A 22921-nucleotide genomic window follows, 5' to 3' on the forward strand; every position below is an offset into this window, starting at 1 on the left:
CCCATATCACAGCTTCTTCAGTCGACGGCGCGACTCGGTATCAACGAAAATAGTTGATCCGCACATCAGCGGTGAACCACGTGCACCGTAGCCCGTACGCCTGCACCGGAGGAGGACCATGACGGACGCCAACGACGCCCAGTACCACTCCATCGCCAACCCTCGCCGGACCACGCTCCTGCATCGGAGCGTCGCCGACACCTACGTGTCCCAGCACGAGGAACACGAAGCACCGGCCGACGGAGCCGCTGCGGGCTGACCGCACGGCGCCCGCGCCGAACTGCCGGGGCCTCGTCACGGAGCCCGGTCGCATGCCCCTGGATGGCGCGCGCGGCCGGGCTCCTTGCGTGCGGCGGACCGCGCCCGCGTTACATTCCTGAAACAGTTCCGCTAACCTGGACAAGGCATCTTCTCCACCATTCGGAACCGCGGTCCGGTGCGTCCGGCAGCGGCCGTGGTGCGTTCGGCGAGGCAGGCGGGCAGGTCCCGCGGCGGCCGGCGCCACGTGGAGAGGCGAGATCGCCGACAGGTCGACCCCACGTCAGGGACTGGTCTGTCAGGGCACGTGCGGTCACGGACGACGACGAAAACTGAGTGGGGAACCCAGGAATGTACAGCGAATCGATTCGACACTTCACGGACGGACGCGTGCCCGACGCCGGCATCGCGCACCTCTTCAGCGTCGAGAACCGGTTCCAGGCGAGGCTCGACGTCGAGGCCGCGCTCGCACTGGCCGAGGCCGAGGTCGGCCTCATTCCGGAGCCGGCGGGCGAGGCGATCGCCCAGGCGGCACAGATCGAGAAGCTGGACCTCGTCCGGGTGGCGGCCGAGACGGTGTCGGCGAGCCACCCGCTGATGCCGCTCATCGAGGAGTTCGCCCGTGTGGTGGGGCGCGAGCACGGCGGGTGGGTGCACTGGGGTGCCACGACGCAGAACATCACCCAGACGGCCGACGTGCTCGTGCTGCGCGACGCGCACCGCGCCGTCAAGGATCTGCTCGCCAAGGTGCTGCGCGGTATGTCGAAGCTGGCGGACGCGTCGGCGGCGGTGCCGATGGCAGGCCGCACGCACAGCCAGCACGCGGTGCCGGTCACGTTCGGCTTCAAGGTCGCCGTCTGGATCGACGAGCTGACCGCGCACACCGACCGGCTCGAGCGTCTCGAGGACCGGCTGTTCCGGGTGCTCATGGGCGGCGCCGTGGGCACCTTCGCCTCGTTCGGGCCGGCCGGGCGCGACGTCGAGCGGCGGGTGGCGGGCCATCTCGGGCTGGGCACCATGCCGGTGCCGTCGCGCGCGATCAACGACGGCATCGTCGAGCTGGTGCTCGTCCTCGGCCAGGTTGCCGGCACCGCCGGCAAGATCGGCAAGGACATCTACTCGATGATGCAGCCCGAGTTCGGCGAGGCGTTCGAACCCATCCCCGACGGGACGGTCGGCAGCTCGACCATGCCGCACAAGCGCAACCCGCAGCTCGCCCTCGACCTGCTGTCGATGAGTGCCCAGCTCCGCGCGCTCGCCGCACCGGCGCTCGAGTCGATGCAGCACGACCACGAGGCCAACGGTGGCATGACCGACCTCCTGGAGGAGACGGTCAAGCGCGCCACCGTGCTCGGCGGCGACATCCTGACCCGGCTCGACGTCATCCTCGACGGGCTGGAGCTGGACGAGCAGCGGATGCGCGCCAACCTGGCCCTGAGCGAGGGGCTTATCGGTTCCGAGTCGCTCATGATGGAGCTGGGCGAGCGCATCGGCCGGCAGAAGGCGCACGAGGTGGTGTACGAGGTGGCGCAGGAGTCGGCCGTGGGCGACACGCCGTTCCTCGACCTGCTGCTGGCGAACACGACGGTCAGCGCGTACCTCGGCGGCGACGAGATCCGTCGTCTGATCGACCCGAGCGCCTACCTGGGCGAGAGCGTCACCATCGCGCACGAGATGGCGCAGCACGCCCGTGGGGTCGCGGACCGGCTCGAGTTCAGCGCTCGCACGGCCGAGCCCGTGCCGCTCTTCGTCCGGGAGGGGGCCACCAAGGGCGACGACGCCGACGACGCCGACCCGGTCACCGGGCGGGTCGCCCCGGAGGCACGTACCGCTGAGGAGCTGCTCCTCCTCGGTCTGTAAGCCGGCTCCTGGAACGAGGACTGCGGCCCTGACTCGCCGTACCAGGTACGTCGAGTCAGGGCCGCAGTCCGTCTCGCTTGATCTTGGTTCGAACGACCGTCAGTCGAACAACGTCTCCGACACCCAGGTCCGCCCGGCCGAGGTGCCGACCGGGGCCGGAGGCGTCACCGGCGCACGGGTCTCGGGCACCTCGGCGATGAAGCCGGCGCCGCGCAGCTCGGCGTCGGGAATCATCCCGGCGTCGGGGACGAGCATCTCGCCGACGCCGCCCCGTCCCGCGTCCCATTCCTCGGCGGCGAAGCCGGCGAGCTGGTCGACCCGCTCGTTGTACGGGTTGCCCACGTGCCCGCGTACCCAGTGGAACCGGACGGGGCCGGTGCGTTCCGCGACGGTGCGGTCGATGCTCTGTACCAGGTCCAGGTTCGGCACGAGGTCGCCGGACGGAGAGCGCCAGCCGTTGCGCTTCCATCCTTCGGACCACTCGGACACGGACCGGATGGCGTACTGGGAGCCGGACTCCACGAGCAGCGGCTCGTCACCGGGGTGGGCCTCGATCGCGCGCAGCAAGGCCGAGAGTGCGGCCACCTGGTCGTTGCCCCGGGCAGCGCCGCCCGAGTCGAACTGGCCACCCGCGTGGTTGATCCACGCCCATCCGATCGCGCCGCCGGGTGCGGCCGACCCGTGCGTGCTGACGATGATCACGGCGTCCATTGTGCATCCTTCTGCCCGCGAATCCGTACGGCAGGCCGGGGAACGGCACCTTCGGACCTGCCAGGCCGAGAGTTCGGCAGGGCGAACCTCGAGCCCGGGAGCCACGAAACCCACGTCGTCCGATCCGTGGGCATGATGGCGTAGTGCCTCACACACCCTCCGACCCGGCCCGACGTCCGTCCGACCGCACACCCACGCCCGCCGAGCGGGCCCAGGAGCTGCACCCGGCCCGCCGTCGGACCCGTGCCGACATCAGGCGGTGGCGCCGGCTGCTCGCGGACGAGCGAGCCGAGGCTGCGGTCTATCGCGACCTCGCCGGGCGGCGCACCGGTGAGGAGCGCGAGATCCTGCTCGCGCTCGCGCGCGCGGAGAAGAGGCACGAGTCGCACTGGCTCGACCTCCTGGGCCCCGACGTCGGCGCTCCCGTGCGTGGCGACCTCCGCACCCGCGCGCTCGGCTTCCTCGCCCGCCGCTTCGGCGGCGTGTTCGTGCTGGCGCTGGCACAGCGCGCCGAGGCCAGGTCGTCGTACGCGCACGACGCCGACGCCACCGTGACCATGGCGGCCGACGAGCAGATCCACGAAGAGGTGGTGCGCGCCCTGGCGACCAGGGGGCGGAATCGGCTGTCCGGCACGTTCCGCGCCGCGGTGTTCGGTGCGAACGACGGGCTCGTGTCGAACCTCGCGCTCGTGCTCGGCATCGGGGCATCGGGTGTGGCGACGAGCACCGTGCTGCTGTCCGGGCTCGCGGGGCTCCTCGCGGGTGCGCTCTCCATGGGCGCCGGGGAGTTCGTGTCCGTGCGGTCGCAGCGCGAGCTGCTCGAGGCGTCGTCCCCGTCGCCCGAGGCCGGGGCGGCACTTCCGGACCTGGACGTCGACGCGAACGAGCTCGCGCTCGTGTACCGCGCCAGGGGGATGAGCGTCGACGACGCGACGGCGCACGCCGACGCCGTGCTCGCCCGCCTGGCGGTCACTCCCGTCGAGCACCAGGGCCCGCTGCTGCGGGTGCAGGAGGCGCCGGCCCACGGACGCGCCGAGGAGTCCGGGGCCGAGACCGACGATCTCGAGACGCACGGGACCGCGTGGGGCGCGGCGGTCTCGTCCTTCTGCTTCTTCGCGTCGGGCGCCGTGGTGCCGGTGCTGCCGTACCTGCTCGGTCTCGACGGCCTCGCCGCAGTGGTCGTCGCCACCGCGCTTGTCGGGCTCGCGCTGCTGGTGACGGGTGCCGTCGTCGGGCTGCTGTCGGGTACCTCGCCGCTCACCAGGGCACTGCGCCAGCTTGGCATCGGCCTGGGTGCGGCAGGTGTCACCTACGTGCTCGGCCTCGTTTTCGGGGCGACGGTCGGGTGAAGTAGGACAGTTCACCCATAGGCCGTTACTCCGGCATGGGAGCGGCTGGTTGCTCCCGAGATGACCGAGATAGTGCGCCTGTTCCGACATGTCGTTGTACTGAGCACAAAATCCCCGATCCGCAAACCGCAGGTGTGCGGTTGCCGATCAGCGGGTCCCCGAGCAGATTAAATGTGTATGCATGTCTGCTGGTGACCTCCGAGAGGTCCGAGAGCGGGAGAACCGATGTCCAAGGACGCGCTGACGAGCACGGGGGCCCACCTCCGTCGCGCCGTCACGCGTGCCCTAGGAACCGTCGCGCTGGGCGCGGCGGGACTGGCCCTCGGCGTCACGCTGGCGGCCCCGTCGGGTGCCGCCGAGCGCGGCCCGCTCGGCACCGTCCTCGGTGACCCGGTGGGGGCGACGGCGCAGACCGTCGATCGCACCACCGACCTGCTCGGACTGACCGGCCGCGCGGCGGAGCCGCCGGAGCCGGTGACGACGGACGACGTCCCGGTGGCTGCGGAGCCCGTAGCCGCGGCGCCGACGCCGACCCGGCCGACCGCACCGACGGACACCGCACCGACGGACACCGGACCGGACCTGGTAGCCGGACAGCCTGCGCGGTCGAGCGCGGCCGCGGCGCCCGCCGCCGAGCCGGCCGCGGAACCCACCGCCGAGCCGGCCGCGGAACCCGCCACGGAGCCCGCCGCCGAGCTTGCTGCCGAGCCGGCCGCTGAACCGGCCGGGCAGGTGGCCGATCCGATCGGCACGACCGTCGAGGGTGCGGTGGAGCTCGTCTCCGGCGGTCTGGTGCAGCCGGTGACCGAGCCGGTCCGTACGGCGGTGACCGAGCCGGTGGGCGAGGCGGTCACGCAGCTCACCGAGAAGCCGGTCGCCCACGCCACCGAGGTTGTCGAGCAGGTCTCGGACCCGGTCCTCGAGCCCGTCACCGAGCAGGCCGGCGGAGCAGTGAAGCCGGTGGCCGAGCCCCTGGGCGGGCTGTTGGCACCGGTCACGGGTCTGGTCGGGCAGGTCGCCTCCCCGCTCGCCCCGGTGCTCGAGTCGGCGGCGACGCCGCTCGCCCCGGTGACCGGCGGTCTGCTGGCACCTGTCGTCGGCCTGGTCTCGCCGCTGACCGACGCCGTGGGCGGCCTGACCACGCCCATCGTGCAGGTGCTCGAACCCGCCACCGCGCCCGTCACGGATGCGCTCGCGCCGGTCCTGGAACCGGTCGGTGAGGCGGTCGCTCCTGTGGGCGGCGCGCTCGTTCCGGTCACCGGGGCCCTGAACCCGGTCACGGCGCCGCTCGCCCCGGTGTCCGGCGTCCTGCTGCCCGGCGTTCTGGCGCCGGGTGTCCTCGCGCCGGAGCTCGCGACGTCGAGCGGACCGAACCCAGCTGTCCCGGCGCCGGCCGGGAACACCGAGCAGACGTACCCGGGAGCGCTGCAGGCTCACGGTGACGTCGCAGTCGTAGCCTGGACCTCCGGGGTGACCCCGTCCGCGCTGCACGACCCGCTGCGGGTGAGCGTCGCCGAGGGCGCCACCGCAGCGGACCTCGCGCCCGCCCTGAGCGTCGCGACGGCCGGCGTCGTGCACGCGGGTGGCGCGGGCCTTCCGTTCGCCGCTGGTGGTACCGGGCACGCGGCAGCCGCCACCGGCGGCCTCCTGGGCGGCGGTGCACCGCAGCTGAAGGTGCTGGGCGGCGACGTCCTCGCGGTGCTCTCCGCGCTGCTCGTCCTCCAGGCCCGCACGTGGCGCGTGGCGACCGACGAGGCCCGCGGCAAGCTGTCGAGCAGCTACACGGATATCCCTGTCTCTCCTGCCTGACCTGGCTGGGCCGCGCCTTCGCGTGCGGCACCTCCCGACGGTGCATCTGCCGTCGGCTCCACGTCAGGCAAGGAGAGACCCATGGACAGAAACTTCCGACGGGTGCTGTACACGGCACTTGTTGCAGGCGGCCTCATGGCCGTCGGTGCTTCCGCTGCGCACGCCGCAGCGGAAGGTCCTTCGGATCCGGTCACTCAGGGGACCACCGACACGACCGAGGAAGCGCCCGCGGAGCGCGGCGCCCTCGGCGCGGTCGAGGGCGCGTCCCCGGCAGGCACGGGAGTCGACGCCGCCGTGCCCGGCGATGACGCCGGTCACCCGGGCGGAGAAGCAGGCCTGGTGGGTGACCTCGTCGGCTCCAGCGGGGTCGTGCGGTCCCTGCTGGACGCCGACGTCGCCGGCGTGGTCGACGGGACGTTGGGCGAGGACGGCCTGGTCGACGATCTGCTGACCGGCGCCTCGTCAGGCGGCCCCGTGGAGCCCGGGCCCGTAGCACCCAGCCCTGTACCCGGCACCGACGGTCCCGGAACCATTGACCCTCCTGACCTTGGCGATCCCGAGCCTGAGGCGCCCGGCCCTGTCGAGCCCGGTCCTGTCGAGCCTGGTCCTGTCGAGCCCGGCCCCGTCGAGCCTCGACCCGAGGCGCCGGGAACCGACGAGCCCAGCACCGACGAGCCGGGCACGAACGATCCCGGAGCCGGTGAACCTGGCGCTGACCGACCCGGATCTGACCGACCTGAATCCGACCGCCCGGGAACTGGCCGTTCCGGTACAGGCGCCGGACGGGATCGTCCGGGCACGGGCGATCACGATGCCGGTCCGCGCGCCGACCGTACTGGCCAGGGCGATCCGGCAGCCGACCGTGCTGGCCGCGCCGAGCCAGGCGCCACCGGGCCGCGCACCGGATACCCGGGGGCCGGACTGTCCGGTGGAGCAGGCTCCTGGTCGACGGGAGCAGGCTTCGCTGCGGGCTGGTCCAGCAGAGACGCCTCGGACACCGACCGCTCCCTGGCGGCCACCGACGAGGACCGCGTCGCCGGGTCCGCGGCAGAGCCCGCAGCCGAGCTCGTGGCCGACCGGGACACTCCCGCCGGGGGCGTCGACCTCACCTGGAGTGAGACGGGCGGCCCGGTTCCGACGTCCGGGGCCGGAACCATCCCGACCGGCGGTGCGAGCGAATACGCGCACCGCACACTGACCGAGCCCGAGACGGAGGTGGAGGCGGCCCAGCGGATCGTGCCCGAGGCAGCCCTCCCCGACAAGGGCCACATGATCACGGGGCAGCTCTCGCTGGTCTCGCTCCTTCTGGGGCTGGGGATCGCGGCGCTCCGAACGCGTCGCCGGTAGGACGTGGCTTGACCACGTCTTACCGGTCGACAAACGATCCGGGCGCGGTTCGCGTTCGTGAGCCATCAAGGTGACTCACGGACGAGGGCCGATCCCGTCCGGGTCGGCAGGTTCGTAGGTCGGGGCGCCGCTGGGGGGCGCCCCGGCCCGCGGACCGGGACAGAACAGAGCGGGAGCTCGGGACATCGGGGGGTGTCCTGAGCGCCCGCTCTGTCATGTTCCGAGGTGCACTTCACATCCGGGCCGCCCGGCCGGGTGTCGGCCGAGGCCTACGATCGGAGCACCATGCGCCGCTTCCTCGCCGACACCACGCCACTGAGGGTGTCTGCCGACTACCGGCGCCTCTGGTTCGGCCTGTCGATCTCGAACATCGGCACGCAGGTGACCATCGTGGCGGTGGGCCTGCAGGTCTACGCGCTGACCGGGTCGACGCTCGCGGTGGGCCTGCTCGGGCTCTTCACGCTGGTCCCCCTGGTCGCCCTCGGCCTGTACGGCGGGGCGCTCGTGGACCACTACGACCGGCGCAAGGTGTCGCTCGTGTCGTCCGCCGTCCTGTGGGTGGTCGTGGCCGCCATCGCCGCGCAGGCCTGGCTCGGCCTGGAATCGGTGCCCCTGCTGTACGGCCTCGTTGCCGTGCAGAGCGCGGCGTTCGCGATCAACAACCCGGCCCGGTCGGCGATCATCCCGCGCCTGCTGCCCAAGGAGCTCATGCCGGCGGCCAACGCGCTGACGACGCTCTCCATGAACGTCGCGATGACTGGCGGACCGCTGATCGGCGCCCTGCTGGTGGCCCAGCTCGGCTACGCCGGGGCGTACACGCTCGACATGGTGCTGTTCCTCGCAGCCCTCTGGGCGGTCTTCCGGTTGCCGCCGATACCGCCCGAGAGCTCGGGGGACGACGTCGTCCGCCTGGACGGCAGGGGCCGGGCACGCACCGCCGGGCTCCGGTCCGTCGTGGACGGCCTGCGCTACCTCGCCACCCAGCCCAACGTGCGCACCACGTTCCTCGTCGACATCTGCGCCATGGTCCTGTCGTTCCCGCGCGTGCTGTGGCCCGCCGCGGGCGTCGTCTACCTCGGTGGCGGTGAGACGACGACCGGCGTGCTCGCCGCCGCCTTCGCCGTCGGCGGCATCCTCGCGAGCGTGTTCTCCGGCGGGCTGACGCGCATGCGCCGGCAGGGGCAGGTGATCATCTGGGCGATCACCGCGTGGGGACTGTCGATCGTCCTCTTCGGACTCGTCCTCGTCCTCGTGGGCCGGGGCTCACCGGACGGGCCGATCGTCTGGGCCGTCGTCGCGGCGGGGATCGCGCTCGCGTTCGCGGGCGGCTCCGACAGCATCTCGTCGGTGTTCCGGCAGAGCATCCTGCAGACCGCGACGCCCGACCACATGCGCGGGCGCCTGCAGGGTGTCTTCATCGTGGTGGTGGCCGGCGGGCCGCGCCTCGGGGAGATGGTCCTGGGCGCCGAGGCGACCTGGGTCGGTGAGGGTTGGGCGGCCGTCGTCGGCGGTCTGCTGTGCCTGGTGCTGCTCTGGCTCATCGTGCGGCTCACACCACGGTTCTGGCAGTACGACGCACGGCACCCGACCCCCTGACTCCCAAACCCCTGACTCCCAAACCGTTGAGTGCTGGCTATCTGTGGGCTCGAAACGTTCCGATCCCACAAATAGCCAGCACTCAACGGTTTGGCGGAGGGTCAGTTCTTTTCCGCGGCCTCTGTGGGGGCGGATCCCTCACCGTTCTGCGGGCCGGCGAGGTTCGAGATCAGCTGGTTGATGTCGACGCCGGTGAGCTGCTTGATGACGCCCTGGCCCTCACCGATCACGGATGCCACGTTCTTCGTGACGGCGGAGGCGCCGTCGGTCGAGATCACGGTCATCCCCTGGATCGAGGCCATGGGCTCGGCGGCGGCGCGGACGATGTCCGGCATCCGCTCGATGAGCTCCTGCACCAGGGCGGCCTCGCCGTACTTGCGCAGTGCCTCGGCCTTGGCGTCGATGGTGGCGGCCTCGGCGAGGCCCTCCGCCTCGACGGCGGCTGCCCGCGCGCGGCCCTCTGCCTCGATACCTGCGGCGAGCGCCACCTGCTTGTCCCGCTCCGCCTCACCGGCGCGGCGCACCGACTCGGCGGACGCCTCGGCGTCCTGCAGCGCCGCCGTCTTGTTCGCCTGGGCGATCGTGGTGCGCTTGAAGGCCTCGGCCTCGGTGGCCGCGTTCTCGGCGTCGCGGCGGGCGTTGGCGTTCTGGACCTCCGCGTAGGCCTGGGCCTCGGCAGGCTTGCGGACCTCGATGTCGAGCCGCTCCTGCTCCACGCGCGCCTTCTCGGCCATGGCCTCGCGCTCCTGCTGGGCCACGAGCCGGTCCTGCTCGGCGCGGGCGAGCTGGCCGGCCGCCTCCGCCTCGGCGTTCGCCTTGTCCGTCACGGCCTTGATGGTGGCCTGCTTCAGGTCGAGCGCCTTCTTGCGCTCGGCGATCTGCTCGGCGGCCTCGATCACGGCGAACTCGGACGCCCGGTTGGCCTCGGCCTCGGAGACCTCGGCGAGCTGGCGGGCGTTGGCGGCCTCGGCGCGACCGAGGTTCGCGAGGTAGTCCGAGCCCGGCGTCGAGATGTCGGAGATGTTGAGCAGGTCGACCTGGAGGCCCTGCTCGGAGAGGTCGGTCTTGGTGGACTGGACCACGCGGTCGGACAGGCCCTTGCGGTCCGAGATGATCTGCTCGATCGTCATGTCGCCGACGATCGACCGCAGCGAGCCCTCGAGGGACTCCTTGATGATCTCGGTCAGCAGGTGCTGCTGGGACAGGAAGCGCTGGGCCGCCCGTCGGACGCCCTCCTCGTCGCCGCGCACCTTGAAGTTGATCGACGCCTTGATCGCGATCTTTATGCGGTTCTTGTCGACACCCTCGACGGTGATGCCGATCTGGCGCTGCTCCAACGAGATCGCAAAGCCCTGCTGCAGCACCGGCCACACGAAGGCTCGGCCGCCCACGACGACGCGCTGGCTCGACAGCTGGGCCTCGGACCTCCCTGCGCCACGGCCCACGATGATCAGGGCCTCGTTCGGCGGCACGCGCCGGATGCGGCTCGCGACGAACGCGAGCACGAGGAAGATCGCGAGCGCCGCTGCCACGGCGGCGATGATGCCCACTAGTTGACCGGTCAGTTCCATGTCGGCTCCTGGGGTTGCGGTGGCCAGGCACGCGGACGGTCCCGGCCGGATCTGTGGTGGTGCGGGGATGGGGAGATGCTGACGCCGGGACCGCTCAGCGCGGCACGGGCTCCACCTTCACGCGCGCCCCGTGCTGCTCGACGACGACGATCCGTGTGCCCTGTCCGATGGGCTCGTCGGAGAAGGCGAGCCGGGTCTCGAGCTCGGTGGCGGCGTCGAGCGACACCTCACCGTGGCCGGTGTCGACATCGGACGTGACGGAGCCCTGCGCGCCGACGAGGGAGACGGGCGTGCCGTCGTCGCCGGCCCGGAGGCGCTTGAGCAGCACGTTGACGAGGAGGATCACCAGGACGCCCACCACGAGGCCCGCCGGGTAGGCGACCCATGGCTCGAGGCCGGCGGACAGCACCACCATGCCGGTCGCGCCGAACAGCATCCCTCCCGCGCCGAGCGAGGTGCCCGAGAGGGCGCCGTCAGCGAGGTCGAGGAAGTCGCCGAACACGAGGGAGGCGACGGCGAGCGCGAGCCCGACCAGACCGATGATGATGAAGACGAGCATCCCGGGTCCGTTCGTGAAGATTCGGAAAAGTCGGATGCAACGTATCAGGAAGACGCTTGCCATCCCGGTGGTACACGGGTGAATGTGCGGCCCCGTCGGCGTGCCGCCGACTGGCGCCGGAGCGTCCGGCTCGCGGCGAGGGGGCCCGGGTGGGTGCGGGCGGCGTGCCAGGGTGGCAGGCGGCTGCTCGGAGGGCCCACGATGGTGCGCATGACCGATGAACCGCAGGTGACAGTGACCGACAACCCCGACAGGTCACGCTTCGAGGTGAGCGTCGACGGCACCCTGGCCGGCTTCGCCGCCTACGAGACGGACGCCGGGGCCGTCGTCTTCGTGCACACGGAGGTGTTCGACGAGTACGCCGGCCAGGGTCTGGCGGGACGGCTCGCGAAGGTCGCGCTCGGCACGGTGCGCGAGACCGGTGGCACCGTCGTGCCGCTGTGCCCCTTCATCCGCTCGTACGTGCAGAAGCACTCGCCCGAGTACGACGACCTGTTGCGGGACGCCCCGAAGGCGTGAGTGCGGGAGCGAGGCGGCTGCCGTTCCTGCACGTCGTAGCTGCTTCAGGGGTGGGGCACCGCGCGTTCCAGGCGTGAAAGTAAGTTTCGCAATCTCGATCGCACTGCAAACTTCACATCCGAAGCGACATGTGCGAGAGTTTCCCCACGGCGTCGCCCGGTGGCATTGTTCGTCACCTCAGTGTTCCGGACCGGCGCCGGCCAACGTAGCAACACAACAGAGAGCACCACGGCACCAACCCCCAGCAGCCAGTACCGGAGGTCAAGCACGTGAGGCAGCCCGCCAGCCATGAGGCGACACCCAAGCCCGCTTACGCGCGCACCACGTCGCATCCACCGGCCAGGCTGTCGGGCCTGACCACGGGGTTCGGCCGCCGCGAGTTTCTCACCATGGCGACGGCGGGCACCGCCGCGGCGGCGATCAGCGTCACGATCGCCGCCCTCGACCCGGCGACGGCCCTCGGCGCACCGGCCATGACCGGCAACGCCACGCCGCCGCCCTCGTCGGGCGCCGACCTCAAGCGCGAGCTGCGGGCCATGTGGATCGCCTCGGTGGTCAACATCGACTGGCCGTCGACGAGCGGGCTCGACGCCGCCACCCAGCAGGCCGAGTTCCTGCACTGGCTGGACGTCGCGGAGGAGAACCGGCTCAACGCGGTGTTCGTGCAGGTGCGGCCCACGGCCGACGCCTTCTACGCGAGCCCGTACGAGCCGTGGTCCCAGTATCTGACCGGGACGCAGGGCCAGGACCCGGGCTACGACCCGCTCGCGTTCATGGTGGCCGAGGCGCACAAGCGCAACATCGAGCTGCACGCCTGGTTCAACCCGTACCGCGTGTCGATGCAGACCGACCCGGGGCAGCTCGTCGAGGACCACCCGGCACGGCAGCACCCGGACTGGGTGTGGGCGTACGGCGGCAAGCTCTACTTCGACCCGGGCATCCCCGAGGCGCGGGAGCACATCCAGCAGGCGATCCTGCATGCCGTCGAGAACTACGACATCGACGGTGTGCACTTCGACGACTACTTCTACCCGTACCCCGTGTCCGGTCAGGTGCTGCCGGACGCCGGAACCTACGAGCAGTACGGTGCGGGCTTCGACACGATCGAGGACTGGCGCCGCGGGAACGTGGACCGGTTCGTCGAGACCATGAGCGTCCGCATCAAGGAGACCAAGCCCTGGGTGAAGTTCGGGATCAGCCCGTTCGGCATCTGGCGCAACGCCGGCACCGACCCGCTCGGGTCGGACACCGGTGGCTCCGAGTCGTACGACGACCAGTTCGCCGACACCCGCAAGTGGGTGCTGGAGGGCTGGCTCGACTACATCAACCCGCAGATCTACTGGCAGATCGGGCTCGCGGTCGCCGACTACGCGGCCCTCGTCCCGTGGTGGGCGGAGGTCGCGGCGCAGTCCGGCACGCAGCTCTACGTCGGTGAGGCCCTGTACAAGATGACGAGCGGGGTCTTCACCGATCGGGAGGAGCTCACGAACCACCTCGACCTGTGCCGTGAGGTCAGCCGCGACGTCGGGCCGATCCACGGCAACGTCTACTACTCGGCGAAGCACCTCCCCATCGATGCGCAGGGCGGTATGTCGAAGGTCGTCGAGGACCACTACCAGTACCCGGCGCTGGTGCCGCCGATGCCGCACCTGCCGGCCGATCCGGTGGTCACGCCGGTCCTCGCGAACGCGCGCCGGGTGCGCGACGGCGTCCGGGTGCACGTGGCGGACATCGGCACCAAGGCTGCCCGGGCGACGTCGTTCGCGGTGTACCGCGTGCCCGGAACCGTGGACTTCGTGGACACGAACGACCCGGCGAACCTCGTGGGCACGTTCCGCTCGGCGGGCGGACGTGTCCAGTCGTGGGTCGACACCTCGGCCGAGGCGGGCACGCACTACACCTACGCGGTCACGGCGCTGGACCGGGTGTGGAACGAGACCGACCCGAGCCAGCCGCGCACCACCGCGTAGGCGGCGCCGGGGTGCGGCCCGAGTGTCTCAGCGCTCGACGGGAAGCCCGGCGCCCTGCCAGGCGATGATGCCGCCGTCGAGGTTCTTCGCCTCGAGGCCCACGGCGTCGTTGAGCCATTGCGTGGCACGCGCCGAGCGTCCGCCGGAATGACACATGACGAGGACCGGCGAGTCGGCGTCCAGCTCCTCGTAGCGCGCGGGCAGGTCGCCCAGCGGGATGTGCACGGCGCCCGGGGCGTGGCCGGCGTCCCACTCGTCCTGCTCGCGCACGTCGAGCAGGAGGGAACCGTCGGGTACGGGAGCTGTCGGGTCGAGCTCGCTGGGGTGGACCGAGGGGACCTCGGGCAGCATCGGCGGGAACATGCCACCAGCCTACGACGGCGCCCCGAGCGCTCCGGTCGCGACGGACGTGCCCGGTACCTGGCAGTATCGCCTGCATGGATGCGCGTGCCGGAACCCCCGCCCAGCCCAGCGACCTGATCGACGTCGACCAGGTGGTCGGCGCCTACTACGACCTCTCCCCAGACCCCGACGACCCTGGCCAGCAGGTTGCCTTCGGTACGTCCGGCCACCGCGGGTCGAGCCTGGACCACGCCTTCAACGAGGCCCACATCGTCGCGATCACCGCCGCGATCGTGGAGTACCGGCGTGGCCAGGGCACGGACGGCCCGCTGTTCATCGGCAGGGACACGCACGCGCTGTCCCGCCCGGCGTGGCAGACGGCGCTGGAGGTGCTCGCGGCGGCCGATGTCGACGTCATGGTCGACGCTCGCGACTCCTGGACGCCGACCCCCGCAGTCAGCCAGTCGATCCTGCTGCACAACCAGACCCGGTTCGCCGAGGGGACGCCTGGTCTCGCGGCGCCCGGCGCCGGGCTGGCGGACGGGATCGTCGTGACGCCGTCGCACAACCCGCCGCGCGACGGCGGGTTCAAGTACAACCCCCCGCACGGTGGTCCCGCGGACTCCGCCGCGACGGGGTGGATCGCCGAACGGGCCAACGAGCTCCTTCGTACGGGCGTCGGGCACGTGCGGCGGGTGTCGCTGGACGATGCGCTGGGCTCCGACCGGACGCACCGGCACGACTTCCTGTCCACCTATGTGGACGACCTCGCGAACGTGCTGGACCTCGAGATCATCCGGGCGTCCGGCGTGCGGATCGGCGCCGACCCCCTGGGCGGGGCGTCGGTCGAGTATTGGGGTGAGATCGCCGACCGGTACGACCTCGACCTCACCGTGGTGAACCCGCGGGTCGACCCCCGCTGGGCGTTCATGACGCTCGACTGGGACGGCAAGATCCGGATGGACTGCAGCTCGCCGTACGCGATGGCGTCCCTGGTGGAGCGGATGACCGGGGGAGGGCCCGGCGCTCCGGCGCCCTTCGACATCGCCACGGGCAACGACGCCGACTCGGACCGGCACGGCATCGTCACGGCCGACGGCCTCATGAACCCCAACCACTTCCTCGCGGTGGCCATCGAGTACCTGTACGGCGGCAACCGGCCGAGCTGGCCCACCGGCGCCGCGATCGGCAAGACGCTCGTCTCGTCCGCGCTCATCGACCGGGTGGCCGGCGGGCTGGACCGGCGCCTCCTGGAGGTACCGGTCGGCTTCAAGTGGTTCGTCCCCGGCCTGCTCTCCGGCGAGGTCGGGTTCGGCGGCGAGGAGTCGGCGGGTGCGTCGTTCCTGCGCAAGGACGGCCGCGTCTGGTCCACGGACAAGGACGGGATCCTGCTCGCGCTGCTCGCCTCGGAGGTGATGGCGACCACGGGGAGGTCGCCGGCCGAGCACCACGCCGCGCAGGTCGAGCGCTACGGCGAGAGCTGGTACGCCCGCGTCGACGCCGCGGCGACCCGGGAGCAGAAGGCACGCCTCGGTGCGCTGGCACCGGCGGACGTCACCTCCACCACGCTCGCGGGGCAGCCCATCACGGCGAAGCTCACGGAGGCGCCGGGCAACGGTGCGAAGATCGGTGGTCTCAAGGTGACGACGGCGGACGCCTGGTTCGCCGCGCGGCCGAGCGGCACCGAGGACGTCTACAAGATCTATGCGGAGTCCTTCGTGTCCGCCGAGCACCTCACCGAGGTGCAGGAGGCCGCGAAGACACTGGTCGACGAGGCTCTCGCCTGAGCGGTACCCACGCCTGCCGGGCCGGTCGGGACCCCTCTCGGCCGGCCCGGCCGCAAGGGTCGTGCACCCCCAACCGTGCCTAAACGTTTCGCGGGGTTCCCGGTCCCCGGTGTTCTTCCTAGCGTCACGCGGGTACGCCTCGGCCGGCCCGGCCGAGGTGAACCCGACTGAACGGAGAGCGCCATGCCTCGCGTACGACGTCGCACCCGAACGGCGGCCCTGGCCGCAGCCCTCGCACTCCTGACCACCGGCACCATCGCGATGTCGCAGAGCGCCACGGCAGGAGTGACCAGCCTGGCGGCACCCGCTGCGTCGAGCCTCTACGTGGATCCCACCACGCAGGCCCATGCCGCCTGGGCGGCTGCGGCCGGCCGGGACAAGGACCTGCTCGCGAAGATCGCCCTGACCCCGCAGTCGTACTGGGTGGGTGGCTGGGCGGACGCGGCCCGCTCGCGCGACGAGGTGGCGGACTACACGGGCCGTGCCGCTGCCGCCGGGCAGACCGGCGTCCTGACGGTGTACGCGATCCCGGGCCGCGACTGCGGCAACCACTCGGGCGGCGGAGTGCCGCAGAGCGAGTACGCGCGGTGGGTCGACACCGTGGCGACCGGCATCGAGGGCAGCCCGATAGTGGTTCTCGAACCCGACGCGCTGGCCCAGCTCGGTGACTGCGACGGGCAGGGCAACCGGGTCGGCTACCTCCGGTACGCGGCGGCCGCCCTGACCGACGCCGGCGCCCGCGTCTACCTCGACGCCGGGCACTCGGGGTGGCTGGGCGCGAGCGAGGCCGCGCGGCGGCTGGAGCTGATCGGCTTCACCGACGCCGTCGGGTTCGCGCTCAACACCTCGAACTATCAGACGACCGCCGACACCCAGGCGTATGCCGAGCAGGTGTCGTCGCAGGTGGGCGGACGGCCGTACGTGATCGACACCTCACGTAACGGCAACGGCTCCAACAGGCAGTGGTGCAACCCGCGCGGTCGCGCGCTGGGGGAGCGGCCCCGGCTCGTCGACGACGCGACGTCGCTCGACGCACTGCTGTGGGTCAAGCTCCCGGGTGAGTCGGACGGCGCGTGCAACGGAGGCCCCGCCGCCGGCCAGTGGTGGCAGGAGATCGCACTGGAGCTGGCAGCCAACGCACACTGGTGACAGGCGGTCCCAGGGTCAGTCGGCGGTCGTCACCAACAGGTTGACCAGCCCGCTCAGGACGGCGGTGTCGGGGGCGGCATCGCCGTCCTCCGCCGTGGGGTTCGCCACCACCGCGGACCGGGCCGACGACTCGTAGACGCTCAGCAGGAGGTCGACGGCCGTGCGCTGGTCCACGGTGAACCGCAGACCGAGGTCCGCGAGGATGCGCTCGATCGCGGCGCCGACCTCGGTGCGGAGCATCTCCTCCTGTGCCAGGAACGGCCGGCCGACCGCCGGGTCGCGCATCGCGAGCAGCTCCAGCTCGGCTCGCATCAGCGCCCACTGCCTGGCGTCGCCGGGATCGGTCACCACCACCGAGAGGATGGTGCGGATCGCGTCGTGATCCACGCAGCCGCCGCGGACGATGTCCGGCTCGAGCTCCTTGCCGATGGACTCCAGCGAGGCGAGCTGCTGCCGCATCGCCCGCTCGGCGAGCGCGAGGAACAGCTCCTCCTTGCTGCTGAAGTTCGAGTAGAAGGCGCCGCGGGTGAACCCGGCGGCCTCGCACACTGCCTCGATGGACGCGCCACGGATGCCGTGGTGCGCGAAGACGGTGAAGGCGGCGTCGAGCAGGCGCTCGCGGGTTCGTTCACGTCGGGGGGTGAGCGCCGCGGCGAGCTCGCGTTCGACGGACGACCCGGAGCCGACGTCGGTGGCGTGCTCAGAGGTCACAGAAAACTCCTTGGGATGGCAGGCGGCCAGTCTATCAATACATCCCTGTATTGGATGCACTCATGTATCGGATACAGTGGTGCATCGAACGTCCCCTCGTCGTACCCCGCCTCGTCCAGGAGTGTGCGTGTCCTCCGTTCTCTACTCGCTCGGCCGCTGGGCCGTACGCGCTCGCCGGCTCGTCGTGGCCATCTGGGTCGTGGCACTCGTCCTGGTGGGCGGTGCGGCCGGCCTGCTGCAGCAAGGTCTCGACAACCAGGTGTCCATCCCGGGCACCGAGTCCCAGGAGGCGCTCGACCGCCTCGCCGCGACCTTCCCGGAGGTCAGCGGCGCCTCGGCGCAGGTGATCGTGGTGGCGCCCGAGGGCGCGTCCGTCAAGGACGAGCCCCTGCGCGCCGCGATCACCGACGGCGTCGAGGCGATCGGCGACGTCTCGCAGGTCGCCGCCGTCACCTCGCCGTTCGACGAGCAGATGCCGGCGTCGGTGTCCGACGACGAGCGCGCCACGCTCCTCACGATCCAGCTGGACGGTGACCAGGGCTCCATCACCGAGGAGACCAAGGAGGCGCTGGGCGTCGAGGCCGAGGCTCTCGCGCAAGCGCTGCCCGAGGGCGCCGACGCACACCTGGGCGGCCAGCTCTTCTCCTCGAAGTTCCCGGAGATGACGCTCACCGAGGGGGTCGGCCTGCTGGTCGCGCTCGTGGTGCTCGTCCTGACGCTCGGCTCCCTCGTGGCGGCCGGCCTGCCGCTGATCAACGCGCTCCTCGGCGTCGGCGCCTCGATGGGGCTGCTGTTCGCCGCGACCGCGCTCGGCCCGATCAACTCCACGACGCCGATGCTGGCGGTGATGCTCGGCCTGGCGGTCGGCATCGACTACGCCCTGTTCATCGTGTCCAGGCACCGGGAGCAGCTCGGTACCGGGCTCGACGTGCACGAGTCGATCGCGCGGGCGACCGCGACGGCAGGTTCCGCGGTCGTGTTCGCGGGCCTCACGGTGATGATCGCGCTCGTCGGGCTGGGTGTCGCGGGCATCCCGTTCCTCACCATCATGGGCGTCGCGGCGGCGGTGACCGTGGGCATCACGGTGCTCGTCTCGCTCACGCTGCTGCCGGCGCTGCTCGGGTTCGCGGGGGAGCGCCTGCGACCCAAGCCGTCGCGCCGCGCCCGTCGCGCCGCGGCGCAGGAGGCCAGGACCGCCGAGCAGGCGGCCGCGGACCCCGAGACCACCCGCCGCCGCACCCCCGTCGCGGCCTCGCCCGAACCGAGGCCCAACCGGTTCTTCTCCGGGTGGGTCCGTGCGGTGACCAGGGTCCCGGCGCTGACCGTCGTGCTCGTCATCGCTGCGATGGGCGCCCTCAGCTACCCCGCGCTGGACCTGCGCCTCGCGCTCCCGGACGCCGGTGTGATGGAGGAGGACGACCCGGCCCGCGTCACGTACGACCTCGTGTCGGAGCACTTCGGCGACGGCTTCAACGGCCCGCTGATCGTCACCGGATCGATCGTGACGAGCACCGACCCGGTGGGCCTCATGAACGAGATCGGCGACGAGATCGCCGACCTGCCGGGTGTGGCCGACGTGCCGCTCGCGACGCCGAACCAGTCCGCGGACACCGGCATCATCCAGGTGGTGCCCGAAGGTGGTCCGACGTCCGCCCAGACGGAGGACCTGGTCCGCGAGATCCGGTCCCAGCACGACCACTTCCTCGACGAGTACGGCGTGGACCTCTCCGTCACCGGCTTCACCGCCGTCGGTATCGACGTGTCGGACAAGCTCGGCGACGCGCTGCTGCCGTTCGCCCTTGTCGTCGTGGGCCTGTCGCTGATCCTGCTCACGATGGTGTTCCGCTCGATCGCGGTGCCGATCAAGGCGACGGTCGGCTACCTGCTGTCCGTGGGTGCGGCGTTCGGCGTGGTCTCGCTCGTGTTCGAGCACGGTGTGTTCGCCGAGGCGCTCAACGTGACCCGTACGGGACCGGTCATCAGCTTCATGCCGATCGTGCTCATGGGCATCCTGTTCGGGCTCGCGATGGACTACGAGGTGTTCCTCGTGTCCCGCATGCGCGAGGACTACGTCCACGGTGGCAGCGCCAAGCACGCCATCACCACCGGGTTCCAGGGGTCGGCCAAGGTCGTGACCGCCGCGGCGGTCATCATGATCGCGGTCTTCGTGGCGTTCGTCCCGCACGGCGACATGAACCTCAAACCGATCGCGCTCGGCCTCGCCGTCGGGGTGGCCGTGGACGCGTTCATCGTGCGCATGATCTTCGTCCCGGCGGTGCTCGCCCTGCTGGGGGAGAAAGCCTGGTACATGCCGAAGTGGCTCGACAGGGCGCTGCCGTCCTTCGACGTGGAGGGCGAGGGCCTGGCCCGAGAGCTGTCGCTCGCGGACTGGCCGGAGCCCGGCGCGACCGACGCGGTGGCCACCGGAGCCCTCGAGGTGCGTGGCCGGTCCGGCCTGGTGGTCGGTCCGGTGAGCGTGCGGGTGCCCGACGGCGGCCTGCTGCTCGTCCGCGGCGACTCCACCGCACCGGTCAGCGGGTTCCTGCTGGCCGTCGCCGGCCGGCTGGACGTGACGGGCGGTGTGGCGAAGACCGCCGGGTTCGTGCTGCCCGAGCGGGCGTCGTCCGTGCGGCACCGGGTGGCTCTCGTCGACGCGGCGGACGAGGGCGGGCGTCCCGCTGAGGCCGTCCGCCGGGCACTGCGGGACAAGCCGCGCGTGCTCGTCGTGGACGCCACCGAGATGGTGGGCGACTTCGCCGCACGGGCCGCACTGGCACGGGCAGTGGCGGGTGCGCAGGACGCGGGTGTCGCCGTTCTGCTCGGCTCGACGGGTCCGGCCGCGACCGACCTGGCGCCGTCCGGCACCCCGGAGCTGGACGTGAGCCCGGGTGCCCGCACCGGACTCCGCACGACAGAACCTGACCAGCTATCAGACATGACCGAGCAGGAGGTGCGGGCATGAGCACCGCAACGAGATGGCTGCGGCCCGAGCCGTTCCGCAACCCGTGGCGCGCCCTGGCCGTGGCGCTCCTTCCGCTGATGATCCTGGGGCTGCTGATCTCGGCACTCTGGAACCCCCAGGACCGGCTCGACACCGTCAAGGCGGCGATCGTCAACCTCGACGAGCCGGTCAAGGTCGACGGGCAGACGGTGCCGCTGGGCCGCCAGCTCGCCGCCGGACTGGTGAGCGGCGGTGAGACGGCGGACGCCGCGGCCGGTGAGGCGGCGGCGGTCCCCGCCTCCGACGCGAGCTACGACTGGCAGATCACCGACGAGGCAGGCGCGGCCGACGGCCTCGCCGACGGCACGTACGCGGCTGTCGTGACCATCCCGGAGGGATTCTCCGCCGCGGCGACGTCGTTCGGCGGCGACGACCCGGCGAAGGCGCGGCAGGCCACCATCGACGTCGCGACGCCCGCGAACGGTCGCGTGCTCGACGACGCCCTCGCGCAGGTGGTGGCGCAGACCGCTACCGGGGTACTCGGCAGCACCCTGACCGAGACCTACGTGGACAACGTGCTCGTCGGCTTCTCCACTCTCTCGGAGGAGCTGGGCAAGGCCGCCGACGGCGCCGACCAGCTCGCCGACGGAGCGACCGAGGCGGGCAAGGGCGCGCAGGAGCTGGCGAACGGCGCCGGTGAGCTGGCGAACGGGGCGACCGACGCGGGCGAGGGTGCGCAGGAGCTGGCTGACGGCGCGCACCAGACCGCCGTCGGCGTGGCCGGGGTCGGCGACGGGGTGAGCAGCCTGGCCGGTGGGGCCGGGCAGTGGGCGGCAGGTGCGGACCAGTGGGCGGCGGGCGCGGACCAGGCGGCCGCAGGTGTCGGCCGGCTGGCTGACGGCGCAGGCCGGTCCGCCGACGGTGCCGCGGACCTGGCAACCGGAGCCGACGAGCTCGCGACCGGCACGGCGGGCGTCGCGACCGGTACCCGGGAGCTGGCGGACGGGCTCGCGGCGACAGCGGCCGGCGCCGAGCAGATCCCCCAGAATGCGCAGGCTCTTGCGGGCGGAATGCAGGAGTTCGTCGACGGCCTCGAGCTGGCGTGCGCCGCGCCGACCGCCGACCCGCGGCTCACGGCGATCTGCGCGGACAAGGACAGGCTGAACGAGATCGCCGCAGGTATGGCCGGTCTCGCAGGTACCGCGGGATCGCCCGGTCAAGAACCGACCGGTCTCCACCAGCTGTCCGCAGGCATCTCCGGTCTCGCCGGTGGTGCCGGCGAGCTCGCCGGCGTCGCAGAGCAGGTATCTGGCGGAGCCTCGGGACTGGCCGACGGCGCGGACCAGCTCTCCGGCGGCCTCGACGAGCTGGAGGCCGGAGCTGACCAGGCGGCTGGCGGCGTGATCCAGCTGGCCGCAGGCGCGAGGGAGCTCTCCGACGGCGCGGGCGGCATCTCGTCCGGCGCGACGGAGCTGGCGAACGGCGCCGGTCAGCTGGCGACCGGCACGAGCCGGCTCGCCACGGGGGTCGACGGTCTGGCTGACGGCGTCAGTGATCTGGGCGCCGGCACCACCCAGCTCGCGACGGGCGTGGACGGCCTCGCCGACGGTGTCGGCGAGCTGGCCGGGGGCGCCGAGGACCTGTCCGACGGTCTGGGACAGGCGACCGAGGAGATCCCGTCGTACACCGAGCAGGAGCGCACGTCGCTCGCTTCCGTGGTGGCCGACCCGGTCGCCACCGACAGTGCGGTCACGGACCTCGACACCGGCGCGACCGGCCCGATGTTCGCGGTGCTGGCGCTCTGGCTCGGTGCGCTCGCGCTGATGATCGTCTTCTCCCCGGTCCCGCTGCACGCCCGAGGATCGACCCGTGGCGCGCTGCGGCTCACGCTCGAGACGTTCGCCGTCCCGGCGGCCGTCGGCCTGGTCACGGGCCTCGCGACGGGGGCCGTGCTGGCCGGGATCGAGGACCTCGACCTCGGCGGCTGGCTGGCGGCCATGGGCTTCGGCGCACTGGTCTCCGTCGCTTTCGTCGCGGCCAACCAGGCACTGGCCGCCGCGCTCGGCCATGTCGGCCGCGGGATCAGCCTGCTGGTCGCGGTACTCGTCATCGCGACAGGAGTGGTGTCGACGGTGCCCGGTGTGCTCGAAGGGCTGGCGGCGTTCCTGCCGGTCGGCGCTGCGCTCGACGGCCTCGTCGGTCTGATCGAACCGGGCGTCGGCGGCGTCGGGACAGCGATCGCGGCGGTGGCTCTGTGGGGCATCGCCGGTCTCGCCGTGACGACGATCATGGTGGCGCGTCAGCGCACGGTCCGGGTCGGGGAGCTGCTCCGCACGGCGTGACCGTGGCCGGCTGCGGCCGGCCGGAATGACTCGGTCCGTTGTCCCGGGACCGGTCCAGCAAAGGACCGGCCCCAGGGCAACGGACCGAAGTCGTCGAGTT

General features: G+C 71.9%; 17 protein-coding genes. 12 read left to right on the plus strand and 5 right to left on the minus strand.

Annotation, left to right across the window (positions count from 1 at the left end):
- Nucleotides 1-118 precede the first annotated feature (118 nt).
- Both ACFSL2_RS18445 and ACFSL2_RS18450 read left to right on the plus strand, forming a co-directional pair.
- Nucleotides 119-259 carry a hypothetical protein gene (locus tag ACFSL2_RS18445; protein WP_377199236.1) on the plus strand — a complete coding sequence of 47 codons (141 nt, stop codon included), beginning with the start codon at nt 119-121 and terminating at the stop codon, nt 257-259.
- Between the two features lie 389 nt (nt 260-648).
- Nucleotides 649-2118 (plus strand): class-II fumarase/aspartase family protein, encoded by a 1470-nt coding sequence (locus ACFSL2_RS18450; RefSeq protein WP_377199237.1) that lies wholly within the window; start codon nt 649-651, stop codon nt 2116-2118.
- A 99-nt stretch (nt 2119-2217) separates the two neighbouring features.
- On the opposite strand, the gene ACFSL2_RS18455 is transcribed toward ACFSL2_RS18450, so the two are convergent.
- A complete protein-coding gene (locus ACFSL2_RS18455) occupies nt 2218-2829 on the minus strand; it encodes a ribonuclease H family protein (protein WP_377199238.1) in 612 nt (203 codons plus the stop codon).
- A gap of 143 nt (nt 2830-2972) precedes the next feature.
- On the opposite strand from ACFSL2_RS18455, the gene ACFSL2_RS18460 reads away from it, so the two are divergent.
- The 4 genes from ACFSL2_RS18460 (at nt 2973) to ACFSL2_RS18475 (ending at nt 8930) form a co-directional block, all read left to right on the plus strand.
- The gene (locus ACFSL2_RS18460) at nt 2973-4178 is read left to right on the plus strand and encodes a VIT1/CCC1 transporter family protein (protein WP_377199239.1); all 1206 of its coding nucleotides are present in this window, start codon (nt 2973-2975) and stop codon (nt 4176-4178) included.
- A 225-nt stretch (nt 4179-4403) separates the two neighbouring features.
- Nucleotides 4404-5987, plus strand: coding sequence for a hypothetical protein (locus tag ACFSL2_RS18465; RefSeq protein ID WP_377199240.1), 1584 nt, complete (start codon nt 4404-4406; stop codon nt 5985-5987).
- Nucleotides 5988-6068: 81 nt separating this feature from the next.
- A complete protein-coding gene (locus ACFSL2_RS18470; RefSeq protein WP_377199241.1) occupies nt 6069-7334 on the plus strand; it encodes a hypothetical protein in 1266 nt (421 codons plus the stop codon).
- A gap of 285 nt (nt 7335-7619) precedes the next feature.
- Nucleotides 7620-8930, plus strand: coding sequence for an MFS transporter (locus ACFSL2_RS18475; RefSeq protein WP_377199242.1), 1311 nt, complete (start codon nt 7620-7622; stop codon nt 8928-8930).
- 101 nt (nt 8931-9031) lie between these two features.
- Here ACFSL2_RS18475 and ACFSL2_RS18480 read toward each other — a convergent pair whose 3' ends face one another.
- Nucleotides 9032-10501 carry a flotillin family protein gene (locus ACFSL2_RS18480; RefSeq protein ID WP_377199243.1) on the minus strand — a complete coding sequence of 490 codons (1470 nt, stop codon included), beginning with the start codon at nt 10499-10501 and terminating at the stop codon, nt 9032-9034.
- Nucleotides 10502-10595: 94 nt separating this feature from the next.
- A complete protein-coding gene (locus ACFSL2_RS18485) occupies nt 10596-11060 on the minus strand; it encodes an NfeD family protein (RefSeq protein ID WP_377199244.1) in 465 nt (154 codons plus the stop codon).
- A 210-nt stretch (nt 11061-11270) separates the two neighbouring features.
- Here ACFSL2_RS18485 and ACFSL2_RS18490 point away from each other — a divergent pair, with 210 nt between their 5' ends.
- Nucleotides 11271-11579 carry a GNAT family N-acetyltransferase gene (locus ACFSL2_RS18490; RefSeq protein WP_377199245.1) on the plus strand — a complete coding sequence of 103 codons (309 nt, stop codon included), beginning with the start codon at nt 11271-11273 and terminating at the stop codon, nt 11577-11579.
- 269 nt (nt 11580-11848) lie between these two features.
- Entirely contained in the window at nt 11849-13549 is a 1701-nt protein-coding gene (locus ACFSL2_RS18495) for a glycoside hydrolase family 10-like protein (RefSeq protein ID WP_377199246.1), read from the plus strand.
- A gap of 27 nt (nt 13550-13576) precedes the next feature.
- On the opposite strand, the gene ACFSL2_RS18500 is transcribed toward ACFSL2_RS18495, so the two are convergent.
- Nucleotides 13577-13912 carry a rhodanese-like domain-containing protein gene (locus tag ACFSL2_RS18500; protein ID WP_377199247.1) on the minus strand — a complete coding sequence of 112 codons (336 nt, stop codon included), beginning with the start codon at nt 13910-13912 and terminating at the stop codon, nt 13577-13579.
- Between the two features lie 74 nt (nt 13913-13986).
- Here ACFSL2_RS18500 and pgm point away from each other — a divergent pair, with 74 nt between their 5' ends.
- A complete protein-coding gene (gene pgm / locus ACFSL2_RS18505) occupies nt 13987-15678 on the plus strand; it encodes a phosphoglucomutase (alpha-D-glucose-1,6-bisphosphate-dependent) (RefSeq protein ID WP_377199248.1) in 1692 nt (563 codons plus the stop codon).
- 183 nt (nt 15679-15861) lie between these two features.
- Entirely contained in the window at nt 15862-16827 is a 966-nt protein-coding gene (locus tag ACFSL2_RS18510) for a glycoside hydrolase family 6 protein (protein WP_377199249.1), read from the plus strand.
- A 15-nt stretch (nt 16828-16842) separates the two neighbouring features.
- On the opposite strand, the gene ACFSL2_RS18515 is transcribed toward ACFSL2_RS18510, so the two are convergent.
- Nucleotides 16843-17538 carry a TetR/AcrR family transcriptional regulator gene (locus ACFSL2_RS18515; RefSeq protein ID WP_377199250.1) on the minus strand — a complete coding sequence of 232 codons (696 nt, stop codon included), beginning with the start codon at nt 17536-17538 and terminating at the stop codon, nt 16843-16845.
- Between the two features lie 127 nt (nt 17539-17665).
- Between ACFSL2_RS18515 and ACFSL2_RS18520 the strand changes: the two genes are divergently transcribed.
- Complete coding sequence (locus ACFSL2_RS18520; RefSeq protein WP_377199251.1) at nt 17666-20500, plus strand: MMPL family transporter; 2835 nt, start codon at nt 17666-17668, stop codon at nt 20498-20500.
- Nucleotides 20497-22821 (plus strand): hypothetical protein, encoded by a 2325-nt coding sequence (locus tag ACFSL2_RS18525; RefSeq protein ID WP_377199252.1) that lies wholly within the window; start codon nt 20497-20499, stop codon nt 22819-22821. The genes ACFSL2_RS18520 and ACFSL2_RS18525 overlap by 4 nt, the downstream gene beginning before the upstream one ends.
- Nucleotides 22822-22921 lie beyond the last annotated feature (100 nt).

The organism is Promicromonospora aerolata (genome assembly GCF_042682255.1).
GTDB lineage: Bacteria > Actinomycetota > Actinomycetes > Actinomycetales > Cellulomonadaceae > Promicromonospora > Promicromonospora aerolata.